The following is a 17,140-nucleotide window of genomic DNA, read 5'->3' as shown; positions in this document are numbered from 1 at the left end:
CCGATATCGAGGGTTGCTCCGCTGATTGTCAGGTGAGGGCGCATTGGCAAAAGATTAATTGGCCCGAAACCAATGTGTGGAACAAGCCCCGAAGATCCGCTGCGCGCTCATTCATCTTTGGCGTAAGGTCCCGAGCAGGTGGATGAAACCCTGCATCCACACGCAAGCTCTGCCGGCTCGAACACCAACGCAATACCGTTGCACAGCACACCACGATCACCGCCAGATACCAGTGCAAATGTCCCACCATGAAGCGGGCAGGGCGCATGATCACCAAGGATGCATTGCGGCCGCCCGTTGACAACCATCCCGCGTCCTTCCCCCATCCGGCCTCCGCCACTGTGAGGGTCGCCTTTGCGAATTGCGCCTTTTCTGGACATCGCTCAATCCTCTGCACTGTTCTGCACGACGGCTTCGTAAAGCCCAGCCGGTACGGCATCGGGATCATACTTGCAGGCCGCAGCCAGGAAACGCATCAGTAACTCATCCGGCTCGAAGCGCATGCCTGGCGGGCAGGTCAGCTGAGCGTAGGGCGTCTTCATCAGTGGGTGGTCGATGGAAGGGTTTGGCAGGCCCATCGAGCGCCGCAGGTTGAGAATGGCGAGGATTTCGGCAGGGTAAACGGCTTCAAAGGGCGAGCCGAATTCGAAGTTGCCGGAGTCGAGTTCGCGGGAAGTCAGGGCGATGCGTTCAACGTGGGTATCGCAGGCGGTGACCAGCATCGGCATCAGCTTGTCGGGGTCGGGCTCGCGCCAGTGAGCGACCAGCTGGCCCCAGGCAGGGTCGCGGGGCAGGGCGTGTTTGTCGAGGTCTAGCGGTTTGTCTAGCCAGTCGCCGATGATGGTCAGGCCAAAGGCGGCGTAACGTAGGGTGGTGCCGATGGGCAACGCGTGGCCATCGCGGATGCCGTATCCGTTTTGAATACCCGCAAGCACAGCTTGGTGAAAGGGCTCAATCAGCGCGAATTGGCCGATCGCGAGTGTGCATAACATGAGGTGAGCGATTCCGTCCAGGTCGCCGACAGCGTGATCTTCAGTACCCTCAAGTCGTTGGACTTGGATCGCTTCAGCGACCAACATTTTTGTGATGCCGTGAACAAAAACCGGCGAAGCCGGCCCGAATGGATGCTGCGGTGCAATCTGTAGCCCTTTTCCAATATTATTCATGCCTGCTTTGAATACTTGGTTGCAAGCGAGGCTAATGGTTTTCCCAGTGGCGAGGTAGGAAGCCAATAGGTCTATCCTTACGAAAAGATCTTGTTTGGCCCAGTCATTTATTGTTTTAAGACTGATTTTAAGTTTGTCTTTTAGCTGTTTGCTCATATCAATTCCAGAGATTCAATTGTATTCCGTTTCGGGCTCCGGTAACGCTGCTTAAATGGCCTGTCGAGTCAAAAAAAACTTGAGCATGCAGGTATGAAATCTTTCGTGAATCCAAGTTGTCCTCTATCGCATGGTGCTTCGTAAGAATGGTCGGGTCAGCTTGGATCAGGCTTTCTCCCCAACCCTGCCTTTTCTTGCGAATCAAGTCCTGTATGCGCTCCAGGTTGGCTCTTCCTCCTGCTTTTTGAGTACTGGTAAAACCTGGCGTCTTCGTCTTGCCCAACGTAGCTTTCACTTCTATCACCAACAACGTTCCCGCCTCGAACTTCAGCTCGTTCAGCGGCGCCGTGCCTTTCAGCCCATCAATGTGATGGCGCATTTCCTGCGTCGTCGGATTTCGTACCGTCATCGAAGGCGGAGGCGGTACGTACACCAGCATGTCGATGCCTTGGTCGCTCTTGTTCTTCAAGCCGAACTGGCTGGGCCGGGAGGGGTGGGTACTCATGCCGAGGATGTTTTCGGGCTTGACCTTCCAGTGACTGACCAGGGCCGCTGCCAGGGCTTCTTCGCCGGCATCGGCGACGACGCGGGTCAGGCTACCGCCCATACGCACTGGGCCGACGCTGTGCTGGATCAGTGCCACCAGCCGGTCACGCAGGGTGGTGGCCATGAAGGCGTAGTCGGCCTTGCCGCCGACCACGTCGAGTGCGACCTGGCTGGCATTGCGGTCTACCGAGTGCAGTTCGCGGGCAGTGACCGATAGCTCACCTTCGCGGGTGCGGCGCTGGATGCGGGTTTCCAGTACGGTGACTTCGCCAGCGCTGCGGTTGCCCAGGCGACGGACGTCTTCTTGCGACAGTGCGGCGTTGTCCAGGCGCACGGTAGTGATACTGCCGGGCCGCAGCTTGTGCATCAGCCAGCGGGCGCCGCCCATGGCGGCCGGCAGCAGCAAGGCCAGGTTGATGGCCATGAACACTTGCTTGCCACGTGCCTCGGCGGTGTCCGGGTTGGCCAGGCGCGCCAGGTCGGTGAAGAACTGCTCGCCGATACTCAGGCCTTCGCCGGTGATCATGCGGCTGCTGCCATCGATCATGGCGTCTGCTGCCAGGGCGGCTTCCAGCGCGACGAAAGCATAGCGGCCGCGGGTGAGGGCACCCTTGACACCCCGCACCACAGGGATGACTGCCAGAAGCCCGAGGGCGAATTCGCCCGCACCGATAACGCCTTGCCACAGGCGTGCGCGGCCCTTGGCTTCGGCATAGTGGCGGGCCAGCTGTTCGCAGGCCAGGTTGATTGGGAACAGGCCGCTGGGTGTGTGCCAGGTGTAGGGTGGACTGATGCGCTGGGTGCCGTGCTCGTCGATGTATTCTTCCCGTTGCGCTTCGCGCCACTCTACGTGGGTGAAGGTGGCGAAGTAGATCTTGTGGTCGGTGAACAGGAAATTGCTGTGCAGGGTGAAGCCGAAGCCTTGCTGGTCGCGCTTGCCCATGTGGTCGAGTACTGGTGGGGCCAGTTCGTCCAGGCGGATCTCATCGTCGATGCATACCAATTGCAGCTTTTCGCGAGCGGCAAAGGCGTAAAAATCTGCCAGCCAGGCATTGCCCAGCGTATCGCCAGCGTGTTCCAGCACTTGCTGGAGGAAGGTGTCGCGGTGATTGCGTGCTGGGTCGCGGATCCAGGGGTTGTTGCGAAACCAAGCGGGGCCAACGCCGTTCTGCGACGGAATGCCCAGTACCTGGTCGCAGCCATCACCACCGTCGAGCGAAAACATTGCACCGGGAAGAGAGCACGGCACGCAAATGTCTGGAGGAATGGGTAGCGCTCCGTTGAGTGCGGCATGACTCAAGGCTTGTAAAGCAGATGATTCAAACATGCGGGCTCGGCTCCTTGAGTGCCTGTTGATGAGCTGCAAGTTGACTTGCCAACGCGTGGCATCGCTCGCTGGGCGAGTCGGTGGCCTCCAGCGACTTCACCCAGGGAGTGAACAAAGGGTTGAGGAAGAAGTAACGACCGAATGCTATGGCCAGGAGGACATGCAGCAGCACTCGGTTGCGGGACAATTGGGGCAGCTTGTGCAGGTCGTCGGAGGGCTGCGGTAGCCGTTTGCCGTAATAGCGATAGGCGCGGATTTCGTTTCCGTTAAGCTCCACGTGGTTGATGACGGGCAGCGCATAGCGGCTGCAGGCATCCGACTCATAGCGGCAATAGCACGCATGATATGCGTCTTCAGGTACGCCACGCAGGGCCATCAGTTGTTCCAGCGATCGCCACCGGCGGTCTTGGTCGCGGTCGTCGTCGGTCCAGCGCAACATCCCCAGTGTGATGTCGTGCATGGGGGTAAGCTGACGCTCCCACCGTGAACGATGATTTGCCGCCTGCATGGTCAGCAGGTCAAGTTGCTCATTCTGGGTGAGGCCAGGTGCTTGTCTGATTGACCACACCGATTCGCACGCGGGATCGGCCCACCACCCCAGGCCTAACAATAAATGGCTGAGCACGAGCAAGCTGTACTCCTTGCCGCAGGTGTAACCGTTTTTGCTGACGAGCGCCCCCGCTTTGGCTACGAAGGGAGGAACATCCTCGCCGCGGGTATGAAAGCGCGGAAGCGAACCATTCAACGTCTCTAGCAGGAAGTCAGACAGCCTGCGGTTGGTTGACCACAGTACCGCCCCTTGTAGTGCATCCAGATCCAGACTTTGCAGAATCATCCCGACACCTCATGGCGCAGTGGCAGCCAAGCCAGGCAGCCCTCCCGTTCGCTGCCATGTTCTGCTTGCTCAAACAGCGGCTGTGCGCCGAGCGCAAGCCCGGTGCGCGCATCGTGGAAGTAGAGCCTGCGTACCCGTCCGTTGTCGAACAGCCGGCCCAGGATGTCTGGGCGGTAGGTCAGTGAGGCGACGTACAGGCTTAATGATTGGGGGTCACCAAGCCTCAAAAAATAACGACGTCGTCCTGCCTGAGCTTTGCCAAAGCGGCGCAGGTGCCGTGCGAGCGCTTCAAGGGGCAAGGCGGCCTCGATCACGGTACCGGTGAAACGCCCCTTCAGTGCGCCTAGCCACGCGTCCACTTCGCTGCCCGCGATCAGTTGGAAGAGTATTGGGGCATGCCTCTCCAACCCGGCGTCATATTCCAGATACCAAAGGCTGTGGTGTTGGCTGGCATGAAACTCCAGCCTACCCAGCAGGTCCGGATTGGCCGACGCTTCGGCAAGCACGAACAGGCTTGCGTTCACGGTCCCCGTGCACAGGCTTCCCTCAGTTAGTTGGCGGTGCAGGCTCATGCGTCATCCTCACCGGCAAAAGGGCACTCTTCGATCAGCGGCGAGCCCTCGCGGACAGCGGCTTCGATGGCATCGAGTTGGGCCTGTACCGGTGTCTGGTAGGTGACGTTGCCTTTGAAGCGGATGTTGGACGCTTCGATGGTGATACCGTCGGCATCGAAAATGATCTTGCCGCTCGGACCACGGATGTGGATCCGTTCCGTACCCTGAAGCATGTACGCCCGGGTCAACAGGCGTTGCGCCGTGCGGGCCTCAATGGCACGCGTGCCTTCGATGACAAGAGACTGGTCGCCGCCGATGTTCAGGCTGTGGTCGGCGGTGATCTTGGTGCGGCTTGAGTTACCGACCGTGTGGATGTCGTTGCGGTCGATCCTGGTGAAACGGTCCTGGTGAACATGATCGCGGCGGTCCCGGCCTGTTTCGATTGATTCGTCACGCGCAATGCTGGTGGTGTGGTCCCGGCCTGTTGCAGTGGTGCGGTCGTTACCGACATTGAGGGTCTGGTCGTGCTTGACCTTGGTGTTCATATCCCTTTCTGCATGCATGAACACTTCTTGGCGACCCAGTTCATCTTCGAATCGCAATTCGTTGAAGCCATTGCCCTTGTGGGTCTGGCTCTTGATGGTCATGCGGGTCTTGTGTTCCGGCAGGTCATAGGGTGGCAGTTGATCCCCGCAGTAGGTGCGTCCGGTGATCATTGGTTGGTCGGGGTCGGCGTTGACGTATTGGATGATCACATCCTGGCCGATGCGCGGGATGGCCATCGAGCCCCAGCTGCCCCCGGCCCAGCCTTGCGACACGCGTACCCAGCAGGAGCTGAACTCATTGTTGTTGCTTTCCCGATCCCATGGGAAGCTGACCTTGACCCGCCCCCATTCGTCGCAATAGATCTCTTCGCCGGTTGGACCGACAACGGTAGCCATCTGTGGGCCATCGATACGAGGCCTGTCCAGCGGTGCGGGTCGCCATTCGATTCGGCCGGGCACCAGCACGGCTTCCTGTGTGTAGCGTGTACTCTGATCGGCACCGCTTGCTTCTTCCTGCAGACTGGTGAATTGGCTGCCTTCATGGTGCACACGCATCACGCGCCAGTGTGCGTTGAGATCTTTGCGGGGATGTTCGACAAGGGTGAAACTCAGGCCTGGCTGCAGCCGTACATCGTCGCCTTCAACCTCCGCAATGCAGGCATCATGACGCAGGGCGGTGAGACGGTTGGCTGTGAAGGGCACGCCAACCGCATCACGCTTGTAACGGCCGGGGTAGTCGAAACGCTCATAGTTCCGGGACTGATGGGTGATACGACTGTCGGATGCTCGGTGTTCCTGCCGATACTGTGGGTTAGTAAAGGTGTAGTCACGTTGCACCTGCCGCGAAGTACGAACCTGTTCGCTGTAATGCAGGCGCTTCAGGCAAGGCCTGGCCTGATCGCCACCGCCCATGGCCCGGTACAGTACCTGGTCGGGACCGACCTCGTCCTGTTCGAAAAAGCCTTCATTGTCTTCATCGGCAGTTGTTGCCCATCGGCTGATCTGTCCCAGCGTCAGTAGCCGGTCGGTGATGACCAGTTGATGGTGTTTCGGCGTGTGCTCGAAGCAATAGACGAAACCCTCTTCGCCCGCCAGGCGGGCGATGAAATGGAGGTCGGTTTCACCGGCCTGCACACAGAACTCGCGTACCTGGTGCTCACCGATGCTCCTGATTTCATAACGGCTGATGCCTTGACGCTGCAGCATCAGTTCAAGGATTTGCGGTACGGTTTTTTGCTGGAAGATGCGCCAGTTTGAACGCAACTCGGCCCGGGCCAGCGTCGGCTCGACCAAGGCGTGGTAACGAGTGCGGTAAAAGCCGGTTTCGCCCTGGCTGAACGTGCTGATCAGACCGTGCACGAAGCGCAGTGGGCGCTGCCCTTTCCAAATAGTGAACAGCGCCGGTTTATCGAGCAAATTACCGAAGTCGGCGTCATCCTCGTGACTGATCAATTCCAGCCTCAGCTGGAAGGGTGCGCTGATGGCTTCGTCAAGTTCGAATGAAACTACCTCGAATTCATGATCACCGGCCAAGGGCTGGAAGCTGAAGCGCAGATCGGATTGTCGGTACATGGCATGTCCTTGATGCGCGGGGCACAGCCCTGTGGGCGCTGCAACGTGGAGTAGCGTTCAGGGTGAGGGTGTACTGGAAGGGTACGAGCGCCGTGGAGGGATGGAAATAAACGGGGTGTTGATGATTTGGCGCCAAGTAGGAAGCTTCTGATATTTGTAACTCAGTGTTTATCTTCCTTGCTCAACCCTAACGGGCTCCATCAACCAGATGAGGCCCAACCGACACCAACGTGCGCAGCGGTGGCGAAGGTGCCTGCTACCTGGGGATCGACATCTCCGGCGAGTACCGGGTGGACCAGGTCACCGTCAACCTGCGCGCTGTGGACGTGTGCACGGCAGGTGCTGGCCAACGTGATGACCAGCAAGACCATCGACGCGGTAGGGCGCAGTGCCTGCGTGTTCAAGTTCATCGAGTTCAAGAAACTGCTGGAAGCCGAGGTGGGGTATCCCACCAATGAACCGGCGCAGCTGTGCGTGCTGTCGGCGATTGAAGCGGCGGTGGGGCACTTGGTGGCGCAGGGGATCGAGCGGCGGTTGTGGCAGCCCGCCAGGAGTGCGATCAGGCAACAGAAGTGTTACTGCGCATGCCCTCAGCTTGAAACCCTTCCCTGACCTCGGTAGTCTTTTCCCGCTGCTGTCAATCCAGCAGTCGGGTTTGGTCACCCGCAATCATCAAGGCGCACAAGCGCCCGCTCTGCGATACAGTTGGCGCTTTTTTGTGCCCGGCTGTTTCGTTTTATGGCGGCTGTGCGTGGGGCGCCTCCGTGCGCGCCGGTTTCCTTGATTCCCGGTTGACCAACCCGCGTACAGTCGCCACCCATTCGTTTGGTCACGTTGTGTGGCGACTCCAGTGAATCAAGGAGCGACACAATGACAAAAGGCTTACCTGATCCTCCTGTACGCGCCACCACGGCGGCCTCCAGTTTCTCCACCTGCGAATGCAGCCATCCACCGTTGTTCGCCGTTCGTTCCGGCGTGGATTACGAAGATGCGCTGGTGCACCTGTCCACGCTGCTGAAAGGGGCGTTTGCGACCAACCTCAAGGCGCTGGAACTGGCCAAGGGCACCTGCCGTGATCTGCTGTTGAGCAATGACCATGGGTTGGATTCGGCCAAGGCGGTGGTGGAGGCGTTGCTGGATGGGGTTGAGAGGCAGCAGCTGGCTGGGCGGAAGGCGGCGTCGAGTGCCTGACGGGGCTTGGGTATTGGTGATAGCGATCGATATCCCTGATTGACCTCGAGGGCCTCTTCGCGGGCTCGCCCGCTCCCACAGGTACAGCGCAGTCCTCAGGCTTGGTGCCACCCTGTGGGAGCGGGCAAGCCCGCGAAGCAGGCGACGCGGTGTATCGCACCGGCAACGCCGGTGATCGTCGGCAAGCCAGCGCCCACAGGGATTGCGCCAGCTTCAAGTAATCTGGCCAGCTACACCCCAATCCATCCACTACCAGATGACGGCCAGCCATTTCTCCCGCACACTGCGGAAAATTCCCAAGCCCGTACCCCGTCACATTGCGGGGCACAGCCGGAGTAGAAAATGGCGCGACAACTTATAACAAACGCCCACGACCCGCTGCACGAATCCCGCGAGGCCCGCCTGAAGCTGGCCAGCGAAGGCGAACTACCGCTGGGCATGCTGCGCGACGAGATCGACGCCTCCTGGCGCCGCAGCCTGGGCCACGGCCTGGACTGCCTGCAAGGCGAGCAGGTCGGCCTGGGCCTGGAACAGGGCCATGACCTGCGCCTGCTGCTGGAGCGCAACCGCCTGCTGATCGATGCCGTTACCCCCGAACTCGACTACCTGGTCGCGCGCCAGGGCAAGGCTGGCATCGTCATCCTCGGCGATGCCCAGGCCAACGTGCTGGCCATCGAAGGCCAGAAGCACGTGCTGCAACGCGAAGGCCTGCGCGATCTGCACCCGGGCAGTTGCTGGAGCGAATCGCTGCGCGGCACCAATGCCATCGGCACCGCTGTGGTCGAAGGCCGGCCGACGCTGATCAACTGCGGCGAACATTACCTTGACCGCCTCAGCCCGTTCTCCTGTACTTCCGTGCCACTGCGCGACCCGCGCGGCGAGGTGATCGGTGTGCTCGACATCACCCGCGAAGGGGTGATGGCGCAACCGCAGGACAGCCTGTCGACCCTGATGCTGGCTGCCGGCAACATTGAAAGCCGCCTGTTTGGCCTGTGCCACCCGGACCAGTTGGTGCTGGCCTTCCACAGCCGCCCGCAGTACCTCAACAGTGCCTGGCACGGCCTGTTGGCCCTGAGCCTGGACGGCGAAGTGCTGGCTGCCAACGACAGTGCCTGCCAGCTGTTGCAGGTGCCGCGTCACGAACTGATTGGGCGGCGTAGCACCGACCTGCTGGGCGAACGTTCCCCGGCCTTTATCGCTCGCCTGTGGCAGGGCGGGGTGAGCAGCGTGCAGACCGCCAAGGGCGAGTTCTATTTCCGTGCCCTACAGCTGCCGCGCCATGGCCGGGTCAGCCCCAGCACACCACCTGGCAAGCCGGCCTTGAGCAAACAGTCGCCTGCACTCGATGCTCTGGCCGGAGGTGATCAACGCCTGGCGCGCAACCTGCGCATGGCTCGCCAGGGGCTTGGCAATGGTTTGCCAGTGTTGCTGCTGGGCGAAACCGGTACCGGCAAGGAAGTGGTCGCTCGGGCCTTGCACCAGGCCAGCCCGCGTGCCGACAAACCGTTTGTGGCAGTCAACTGCGCGGCCATTCCCGAAGGGCTCATCGAGTCCGAGCTGTTCGGCTATCGCGAGGGCGCCTTCACCGGTTCGCGCCGGGGTGGCATGGTCGGGCGGCTGATGCAGGCCCATGGCGGCACGCTGTTCCTCGACGAAATCGGCGACATGCCGCTGGCCCTGCAAGCACGCCTGCTGCGGGTGCTGCAGGAGCGCCGCGTAGCACCCTTGGGGGCGGGCGACGAGCAGGACATCGACGTGGCGCTGATCTGCGCCACCCACCGCGACCTCAAGCGCCTGGTGCAGGAACAACACTTCCGTGAAGACCTGTTCTACCGGGTCAACGGCGTGTCGCTGCGCCTGCCGGCCCTGCGCGAACGTGATGACCTGGCGGCGATCATCCAGGGCCTGCTGGACAAGGCTGATGCGCGTGGCGTAACCCTCGACCCGGCGTTGACCGCGTTGCTCGAAGGCTTCGACTGGCCTGGCAACATCCGCCAGCTGGAAATGGTGGTGCGCACCGCCCTGGCCATGCGCGAGGATGGCGAGCAGGTGCTGACACTCGATCACCTTACCGACTGCCTGCTGGACGAACTGGCCAGCAGCGCAGCGCCCTCCGGCAGCCTCAAGGACAGTGAACTGGAACAGATCCGCGGTGCTCTGGCGCGCCACCAGGGCAACGTCTCGGCCGCCGCCGAGGCACTGGGTATCAGCCGGGCGACGCTGTACCGCAAGCTCAAGCAGTTGCGCGGCTGACGTGGGCGGCCTGTTCGCAAGGCTGGTGGATTCCAGCGACCCTGTACTCATGCGCCAGGCGTTGGCCTGGCTGTATGGTTTCGTGCGCCCACACCGGCGTGCCATCGGCCTGTTGCTCGGCTTGTCGCTGGGTGCATCGCTGCTGGCGCTGGCGCAACCCTGGCTGGTCAAAACCCTGATCGACGAAGGGCTGTTGGCCAAGGACTACCAGACCCTCTGGCACATGGCGGCAATCATGATCGGCGCGGGCCTGCTGGGCACGGTGCTGGCTGGGGTCAACCGCTACCTGCACACGCGCCTGTCGGGGCGCATCCTGTTCGCCTTGCGCGACGACCTTTACCGCCATCTGCAGCAGTTGTCGCCGACCTTCTACGGGCGGCGGCGTATCGGCGACATCCTTTCGCGGCTGGATGGCGATGTGGCCGAGATCCAGCGCTTTGCCGTGGACTCGCTGTTCTCGGCGGTGTCGGCGGTGATCGGCCTGGTGGGCGCGGTGGCGTTGATGCTGATGCTGTCGTGGCAGTTGTCCCTGTTGTTGGCGCTGCTGGTGCCGATCGAGGTGCTGTGGCTGCGCTGGATGCGGCGCAAGGTGGAACGCGAAGTGCGCAACCTGCGTGAGCGCTCGGCGGATGTGTCGTCTTTTCTGGTCGAGACCCTGCCGGCGATGAAGTTCATCCAGGCGGCCGGCCAGCAAGGCCGGGAAGCAGGGCGCCTGGACCAGCTTGGGCAAGGTTACATGCGCCAGCTGCTAAAGGTGCAGGTGACCGAATTCTTCACCCAGGCCATCCCCGGCACGCTCACCTCGTGGTGCCGCGCCTGTGCGTTCCTGGTCGGTGGCTGGTGGGTGATCCAGGGTACCTGGCAGTTGGGCGCGTTGATCGCCTTTTCTACTTACATGGGCATGGCCGTGGGGCCGGTGCAGAGCCTGCTGGGCCTGTATGTGGCGGTGCAGCGCATGGCCGTGAGCCTGGGGCGGGTCATGGAGCTCAAGCGCGAAGCGGTAACCGTGCATCAGGCAGTCAATCCGCAGCCCATGCCTGACGGCCCAGGCGAGTTACGCCTGGAGGCGCTGAGCTTTGCCCATGAGGGGCGCCAGGGTGCGGTACTGAACAACGTGCAGGTGAGCATCCCGGGTGGCCTGAAAGTCGCCATCAGCGGTGCCTCCGGCGTGGGCAAGTCAACCCTGATCGACCTGCTGCAGCGCTTCTACGACCCGGACGCCGGGCGCATCCTGCTGGACGGCACCGACCTGCGCGACCTGGACCTGGCTGCGCTGCGCAGGCGAATCGCCGTGGTCAGCCAGGACATCGTGCTGTTCCGTGGCACCCTGGCGCAGAACCTGGCTTATGGTGTGCCCGAGGCCAGCCGTGATGAACTGGAACGGGTGGTGCGCCTGGCGCGGCTGGACAGCCTGGTCGACAGCCTGCCGCTGGGCCTGGATGGCTTGCTGGGCGAGCGCGGCCAGCAGTTGTCCGGGGGGCAGAAACAACGCATCGCCATTGCTCGTGCAGTGTTGCAGGCCCCGGCGATCCTGGTGCTGGACGAGGCCACTTCGGCGGTGGATGAGGCCACCGAACGTGAAGTGATCGCGGCCATCGACCAGCTGTTCGCCGGCCGCACGCGCATTCTGATCAGCCACCGGGCTTCGACCCTGGCCGATGCCGACCTGCACCTGCAACTGCATGACGGCCAGTTGCAGGTGCTGGCGCAGGAGGTGATCAAGCATGGGCACTGACGTGCGCGTTGGCATCATCGACAGCGGCTGCTCGCCGGAGCAAGCCAACGGCTTGCGGGACGCCCGCCGTTTCTGGCTGGAAGACAGCCAGTTGCGCGAAGGTGAAATGCTCCCCGACCAGCTTGGGCACGGCAGTGCGGTGCTCGCCAGCTTGCAACACCAGGCCGGTCCTGTGTCGGTGCTGGTGGCTCAGGTGTTCAGTGCCCAGGCCAGCACCAGTGCGTTGCAGGTGGCTGCCGCATTGCTGTGGCTGGTGGAGTCGGGGGCCACGCTGATCAACCTCAGCCTGGGCTTGCAGCAGGACCGGCCCGTGCTGCATCAGGCTTGTGCCGAGGCGCTGGCGGCTGGCGTGCTGTTGTGTGCATCCAGCCCGGCACAGGGTGGGCCGGTGTTCCCGGCCAGCTACCCGGGTGTCATTCGGGTCACTGGCGATGCCCGCTGTGCACCGGGCCAGTGGTCGTGGCTGGGTACTCGACAGGCGGATTTTGGCGCGTACGTGGGTGCGAGTGAGCGGGCGGGTGCGAGCCTGGGTTGTGCGGCGTTGAGCGGGAAGATTGCCGCCTTGCTGCGTGATGCCCAGGGAATGGACCGCCAGCAAGTGCATGACTGGTTGCGTGAACATGCGGCCTTCAAAGGGCCCGAGCGGCGAGGTGGCCGCCATGGCTGAGTTGCGCATTGTGGTGCTGGGCGCCGGCCCTGCGGGTGCCGCCACGGCCATTGGCTTGCGGCGGTTGGGTTACACCGTGACGGTGGTGTCGCAATGGCGCCGTTTCGCGGCAGTTGAAGGCGTTTCGCAGCGGGTGCTGGAGGGCTTGCGTCACGCAGGCCTTGGCGGGGCCTTGAGCCAGGCGGCCATGCCGGCCACTCGCCAGGTGCTCTGGAACGGCCAGCACCTGCACATGAACCAGGAGTTTTTGCTCGACCGGCAACGCTTTGACCAGGCGCTGCGCGAAGACCTTCAGCGCGCAGGCGTGAGTGTGGTCGAGGGGCGGGTGCGTGAGGTCGTGCAGGGGGGCGGTCATCATGTGCGCCTGGACGATGGGCAGGTGCTGACTGCTGATTTCCTGGTCGAGGCCCGAGGCCGTCAGGCACCCCTGGCCGCAGACCGCCTGCGTGGGCCGGAAACGGTCAGCTTGCTCAATGTCTGGCAGGGTAGCCCCGGAGCGCCTGCGTCGGCGGTGGAGAGCCTGGAGGATGGCTGGGCGTGGATGGCACGGCTGGAGGATGGCCGCTGTTACTGGCAAGTCACCCAGGACGCTGCCGGGCTGCCGGGAAAGGCTGGGCTGGCAGCGTACTGCGTGGCGTTGCGGGGCCGCAGCGCGTTGGTCGCTGAACTGTTCGACGATCAGGCATTGATACCGGCACAGGTGCATGCACGCAGCAGTACCGCCATTCTGGCGGGTGAATGTGTCGGGCAGGACTGGATCCGGGTGGGGGATGCCGCCATGGCCGTTGACCCGCTGTCGGGCAACGGGATTTTTCAGTCGCTCTCTTCGGCATTGCAGGCGCCGGTGGTGATCAATACGTTGCTGCGCAGGCCTGAGCGGGCCGAGTTGGCGCGGCAGTTTCACCAGCAGCGGGTCGAGCAGCTGTTCTTGCGTTTTGCCCGCATTGGCCGGGACTTCTATGCCCAGGAACAAAGCCGGGTGGGGCAACCGTTCTGGGCCCGGCGCCAGGGTTGGCCGGATGCGCAGCCCCTGCATCAGGCGGCTGATTGGCAAGCGGTGCGGGTTGAGCGGCGGCCTGTACTGCGTGATGGGCTGGTGGATGAAGCCGAGGTCGTGGTGACGGCGGACCAGCCGCTGGGGGTTTGGCATTTGCAAGGTGTAGAACTGGCACCGATAGTTCGCGGGCTTCAGGCTGGCCTGGCGCTCAGTGCTGTGCTTGAGGGACAGCAGGTTGAGCATCAGAAAATGGTGCGACGTTGGCTCACAGAACAGGGCTATACCTGAACCCCGGGGCTGCATGGCGTCCCCAGGATCCCGGTTCGGAGCCTCTGGACCGCTACTCGCTTACCGCCGTCAGGTTGCTGCGCCCGACTGCGCGCAGGGGGGCAGTTTCAATCAGCCCCAACCCCAGCACTCCAACAACGATTGCGCACCCTGCTTGTAGCAGCAACGGTGCGCCAAGACCATGAATGTCCGCCAGCCAGCCGCCCAGCACCGGGCTGAGCACGCCGCCGACCACTTCACCCATGCCCATCACCAGCCCGACGCAGGCGGCAATGCGATGAACCGGTACGGTTTCTGATGGAATGGTGGCCATGAAGATCGGCGCCACTCCGCTGGCCGACCAGGTGATGAACAACACCGCGCAAAGCATCCAGAACGGCCCTTGAAAATACAGCGCTGCCAGCGGCGTGAGCGCCCCGATCAGGGAGAACACCACCACTACCATGCGCCGGCCCAGGCGGTCGGAAAGCGCAGGCACGATGAAGCTGCAGAGCGTGGCACTGGCACCCAGCACGCTCATCAAGATACCCATTTCGGTAGAGCCGAACTGCCGCTCGTTCATGTAGTACACCGGCATGAACGCCCACCCCAGCACCATCCACGCCACGTAGAAACAGGCGATGAGCATGCTCAACCAGACGTTGCGATAACGCAGCAGTTCTAACAGCGAACCTGCTGCGACGGGCTGCGAGGCGGACGGTGTCGTCGGCTGGGCAATGACTACCTCCCTGGGCTCGCGTACGTACTTCCAGATCATGCACGCGGCAATCAACCCGGGGATGCCCGCGACGATGAATGCAAGGCGCCAGTGGTAGTGGCTGGCCAGGGCCACCAGGAGCAGGGGCGCGATGCATGAGCCCAGCAGGTTGCTGCCAAAGTTCTGCATGATGCCCATGTTGTGGCCGCGGCGGCTTGCCGTGGAGTTCATCGCCATCAGGGTTTGCGAGATAGGCAGTATCGGGCCTTCGGCCACCCCCATCAGCAGGCGGGCAGCCAGCAGCATGAAGAAGGTGCTGGCCAGCCCGGAGAAGAACGAGCACACCGAAAACACGATCACGGCCACCAACAGGTAAGGCTTGCGGCGCCCGCTGCGGTCGGAACGGGCGCCAAGCAGGTACCCGGACAGTGCCCAGGTCAATGACAAGGCCGATACCAGCAAGCCGATCTGGGTGTTGCTCAAGGACAGGTCGGCGGCCACGAAGGGCGCCAGGAAACTCATTGCATTACGGTCGAAGAAAACAAAACCGAAACTGAGGCTGAGCACGAACAGCAAGCGGTTTTCGTAGGAAGAGAACCAGCGGCGCATGGTGTATCTCCTGCATGATTATTGTTATTGGAATACGCGACGTTCAAAGGCGTCCGCCAGCAGGTGATAGCAAACGCTAGGCCAATTGCGCAGGCCAGCCCCAGGCCCTTGCATACAAGGCCTTGAGCCGGGGCTGGAGCGGCGCAAGCCTTGATCTTTGTTGATCAAGCTGGCAAAAGTTGATGATCAAATATCGGCCTGGCCATCGCGTGACACCGCTTGTGCGCAGAACAAGAACAATAGGAGAAGGTATGAGTCGTTCATCCATCGCGGCACCCCGCGAAGCTGTGTCGCGTTCCCCTCAGGCCTATGAAACCAGCAGCCCGACCCCGGCCGACCTGCGTCGCTACCTGCGGTTTTCAGATGAGGATGCGCGTATCTGGCTGGACGACCAGAGCATGGTCATGCTGCATTCCAGCGCGCTGGGTGCATTGCGCCGCGAGTTGATCGAAAGCGTCGGGCGCGAAGGCGCGCGGCGCATCCTGATGCGCATCGGTTATTCGGCGGGTAGCCAGGATGCCGCGCTGGTACGCAAGCGCTGGCCGGCATCGGACGAGCGCAGCTCGTTCATTGCCGGCGGCCGGCTGCATGCGTTGCAGGGTGTGGTGCGGGTGGAAACGGTCGACCTTGACCTGGACATCGAACGCGGCCACTTCCACGGGGAATACCTGTGGCACGACTCGCGTGAAGCTCATGAGCACATAGCCCACTACGGGGTTGGCGACGAGGCTGCGTGCTGGATGACCCTCGGCTACGCCGCCGGTTATGCCAGCGCCTTTATCGGCAAGCTGGTGGTGTACCGTGAGGTCGAATGCGTGGCCGCAGGCGGCCGCTGCTGCCGGATTGTCGGCGATACGGCAGATCGCTTGCCCAATCATGAACTCGGCGCCGAGCAGCGCTACTGGGACCCTTCGCACTTCATTCAGATGAACTCGATCTGGTCGCCACCCGAGGGCGAAGCGGTACAGCCTGCCTGCACGGCCAGCAGCTTGCCGCTGCAGGACGATATGGTCGGTATTTCTGCTGCGTTCAGCGTTGCCCGTCATCAAATTGCGCAAGTGGCACCCACCCGTGCCACGGTGCTGTTCAGCGGTGAATCGGGGGTGGGCAAAGAAGTGTTCGCCAAGGCGCTGCATCGGCTCAGCCCGCGCGCGCAACAGCCGTTGGTGGCCGTCAACTGTGCGGCTTTGCCGGAAAGCCTGCTGGAAGCCGAGCTGTTCGGTGCCGAAAAAGGGGCCTATACCGGTGCAACGCAGGCGCGTGCCGGTCGCTTCGAGCGCGCCTCTGGCGGCACGCTGTTCCTGGATGAAATCCAGGCGTTGAGCATGAGCGCCCAAACCAAGCTGCTGCGCGCCTTGCAAGAGGGGGAAATCGAGCGGGTGGGGGGCAACAAGCCGATCAAGGTCGACCTGCGGGTGATTGCTGCCACCAACGCCAACCTGCGCGAGGCGATTGCCCGTGGCACCTTCCGCGAAGACCTGTTCTTCAGGCTGAACGTGTTCCCCATCCACCTGCCACCGCTGCGCGAGCGCCGGGATGACATCCCGCTGCTGATGGAGCACTTCTTCAAACACTTCACCCAACTGCACGGTAAGCAGGTTACCGGGTTCAGTGCCCGGGCCGTGGAAGCGCTGCTCAACTACAGCTACCCCGGCAACGTGCGAGAGCTGCAAAATCTGGTGGAGAGAGGTGTGATTGCGGCACCCGGGCAAGCATCGATTCGTACCCAGCACCTGTTCCCCTGCGGTGAGCAGGCGCCCCGCGCCGGGTTGGGCGTGGGCGGTGACGGCAGCCTGTGCAAAGCGGCCAGCGAGCCGGACCCGCAGGGCACGCCCATGGCCGAACTCAAGCACGCCATTCACAACCAGCAACTGGAGCAATATCGGCTGGTGTTGCAGGCCTGTAATGGCAATCTGTCCGCCGCCGCACGGCAACTGGGCATCAGCCGCCCGCAACTGGCCTACCGCCTGAAAGCGCACGGGCAGGGCTGAGTTGATCATCG

The 17,140-nt window shown here is 62.4% G+C and carries 13 protein-coding genes and 1 pseudogene; 7 read left to right on the top strand and 7 right to left on the bottom strand.

Features of this window, described 5'->3' with window-relative positions; translation table 11 throughout:
- Positions 1 to 107: 107 nt before the first annotated feature.
- From ACK59Z_RS10095 to ACK59Z_RS10070, 6 genes are all read right to left on the bottom strand, one after another.
- The gene (locus ACK59Z_RS10095) at positions 108 to 380 is read right to left on the bottom strand and encodes a PAAR domain-containing protein (protein WP_108190396.1); all 273 of its coding nucleotides are present in this window, start codon (positions 378 to 380) and stop codon (positions 108 to 110) included.
- 3 nt (positions 381 to 383) lie between these two features.
- On the bottom strand, positions 384 to 1,322 hold the full coding sequence (locus ACK59Z_RS10090; RefSeq protein ID WP_258229804.1) for a hypothetical protein: 939 nt from the start codon (positions 1,320 to 1,322) through the stop codon (positions 384 to 386).
- 1 nt (position 1,323) lies between these two features.
- Positions 1,324 to 3,093: a hypothetical protein gene (locus ACK59Z_RS10085; RefSeq protein WP_108190395.1), complete on the bottom strand. Its 1,770-nt coding sequence runs from the start codon at positions 3,091 to 3,093 to the stop codon at positions 1,324 to 1,326.
- A 94-nt stretch (positions 3,094 to 3,187) separates the two neighbouring features.
- A complete protein-coding gene (locus ACK59Z_RS10080) occupies positions 3,188 to 4,030 on the bottom strand; it encodes a hypothetical protein (protein WP_108190394.1) in 843 nt (280 codons plus the stop codon).
- The gene (locus ACK59Z_RS10075; RefSeq protein ID WP_003247981.1) at positions 4,027 to 4,602 is read right to left on the bottom strand and encodes a DUF4123 domain-containing protein; all 576 of its coding nucleotides are present in this window, start codon (positions 4,600 to 4,602) and stop codon (positions 4,027 to 4,029) included. Before ACK59Z_RS10075 ends, ACK59Z_RS10080 begins: the two co-directional genes overlap by 4 nt.
- The gene (locus ACK59Z_RS10070) at positions 4,599 to 6,701 is read right to left on the bottom strand and encodes a type VI secretion system Vgr family protein (protein WP_108190393.1); all 2,103 of its coding nucleotides are present in this window, start codon (positions 6,699 to 6,701) and stop codon (positions 4,599 to 4,601) included. Before ACK59Z_RS10070 ends, ACK59Z_RS10075 begins: the two co-directional genes overlap by 4 nt.
- A 221-nt stretch (positions 6,702 to 6,922) precedes the next feature.
- Between ACK59Z_RS10070 and ACK59Z_RS10065 the strand changes: the two are divergent.
- The 6 genes and pseudogenes from ACK59Z_RS10065 to ACK59Z_RS10040 all read left to right on the top strand — a co-directional run.
- Positions 6,923 to 7,313 (top strand): annotated as a pseudogene (locus ACK59Z_RS10065) (CsgG/HfaB family protein); the annotation flags it as partial.
- A gap of 342 nt (positions 7,314 to 7,655) precedes the next feature.
- Positions 7,656 to 7,892, top strand: coding sequence for a hypothetical protein (locus ACK59Z_RS10060; RefSeq protein WP_029380666.1), 237 nt, complete (start codon positions 7,656 to 7,658; stop codon positions 7,890 to 7,892).
- Positions 7,893 to 8,234: 342 nt separating this feature from the next.
- Positions 8,235 to 10,145, top strand: coding sequence for a sigma-54-dependent Fis family transcriptional regulator (locus ACK59Z_RS10055; protein ID WP_014859944.1), 1,911 nt, complete (start codon positions 8,235 to 8,237; stop codon positions 10,143 to 10,145).
- 1 nt (position 10,146) lies between these two features.
- Positions 10,147 to 11,880, top strand: coding sequence for an ABC transporter ATP-binding protein (locus ACK59Z_RS10050; RefSeq protein WP_409292927.1), 1,734 nt, complete (start codon positions 10,147 to 10,149; stop codon positions 11,878 to 11,880).
- Positions 11,870 to 12,547, top strand: a complete 678-nt coding sequence (locus ACK59Z_RS10045; RefSeq protein ID WP_108190390.1) for a S8 family serine peptidase — start codon at positions 11,870 to 11,872, stop codon at positions 12,545 to 12,547. The genes ACK59Z_RS10050 and ACK59Z_RS10045 overlap by 11 nt, the downstream gene beginning before the upstream one ends.
- The gene (locus ACK59Z_RS10040) at positions 12,540 to 13,832 is read left to right on the top strand and encodes an NAD(P)/FAD-dependent oxidoreductase (protein WP_108190389.1); all 1,293 of its coding nucleotides are present in this window, start codon (positions 12,540 to 12,542) and stop codon (positions 13,830 to 13,832) included. The genes ACK59Z_RS10045 and ACK59Z_RS10040 overlap by 8 nt, the downstream gene beginning before the upstream one ends.
- Positions 13,833 to 13,884: 52 nt before the next feature.
- On the opposite strand, the gene ACK59Z_RS10035 is transcribed toward ACK59Z_RS10040, so the two are convergent.
- Positions 13,885 to 15,138, bottom strand: a complete 1,254-nt coding sequence (locus ACK59Z_RS10035) for an MFS transporter (protein WP_108190388.1) — start codon at positions 15,136 to 15,138, stop codon at positions 13,885 to 13,887.
- A 251-nt stretch (positions 15,139 to 15,389) separates the two neighbouring features.
- Between ACK59Z_RS10035 and ACK59Z_RS10030 the strand changes: the two genes are divergently transcribed.
- A complete protein-coding gene (locus ACK59Z_RS10030) occupies positions 15,390 to 17,129 on the top strand; it encodes a sigma 54-interacting transcriptional regulator (RefSeq protein ID WP_409292924.1) in 1,740 nt (579 codons plus the stop codon).
- Positions 17,130 to 17,140 lie beyond the last annotated feature (11 nt).

The sequence above is a fragment of the Pseudomonas sp. KCJK9058 genome, assembly GCF_046230975.1.
Lineage (GTDB): Bacteria > Pseudomonadota > Gammaproteobacteria > Pseudomonadales > Pseudomonadaceae > Aquipseudomonas > Aquipseudomonas alloputida.
This window is presented reverse-complemented; position numbering and strand designations above follow the sequence as displayed.

Bases quoted from the DNA above. Each gene is read 5' to 3' on its own strand.
- ACK59Z_RS10095 (WP_108190396.1), bottom strand. From the start codon at position 380: ATGTCCAGAAAAGGCGCAATTCGCAAAGGCGACCCTCACAGTGGCGGA.
- ACK59Z_RS10090 (WP_258229804.1), bottom strand. From the start codon at position 1,322: ATGAGCAAACAGCTAAAAGACAAACTTAAAATCAGTCTTAAAACAATA.
- ACK59Z_RS10085 (WP_108190395.1), bottom strand. From the start codon at position 3,093: ATGTTTTCGCTCGACGGTGGTGATGGCTGCGACCAGGTACTGGGCATT.
- ACK59Z_RS10080 (WP_108190394.1), bottom strand. From the start codon at position 4,030: ATGATTCTGCAAAGTCTGGATCTGGATGCACTACAAGGGGCGGTACTG.
- ACK59Z_RS10075 (WP_003247981.1), bottom strand. From the start codon at position 4,602: ATGAGCCTGCACCGCCAACTAACTGAGGGAAGCCTGTGCACGGGGACC.
- ACK59Z_RS10070 (WP_108190393.1), bottom strand. From the start codon at position 6,701: ATGTACCGACAATCCGATCTGCGCTTCAGCTTCCAGCCCTTGGCCGGT.
- ACK59Z_RS10055 (WP_014859944.1), top strand. From the start codon at position 8,235: ATGGCGCGACAACTTATAACAAACGCCCACGACCCGCTGCACGAATCC.
- ACK59Z_RS10045 (WP_108190390.1), top strand. From the start codon at position 11,870: ATGGGCACTGACGTGCGCGTTGGCATCATCGACAGCGGCTGCTCGCCG.
- ACK59Z_RS10040 (WP_108190389.1), top strand. From the start codon at position 12,540: ATGGCTGAGTTGCGCATTGTGGTGCTGGGCGCCGGCCCTGCGGGTGCC.
- ACK59Z_RS10035 (WP_108190388.1), bottom strand. From the start codon at position 15,138: ATGCGCCGCTGGTTCTCTTCCTACGAAAACCGCTTGCTGTTCGTGCTC.
- ACK59Z_RS10030 (WP_409292924.1), top strand. From the start codon at position 15,390: ATGAGTCGTTCATCCATCGCGGCACCCCGCGAAGCTGTGTCGCGTTCC.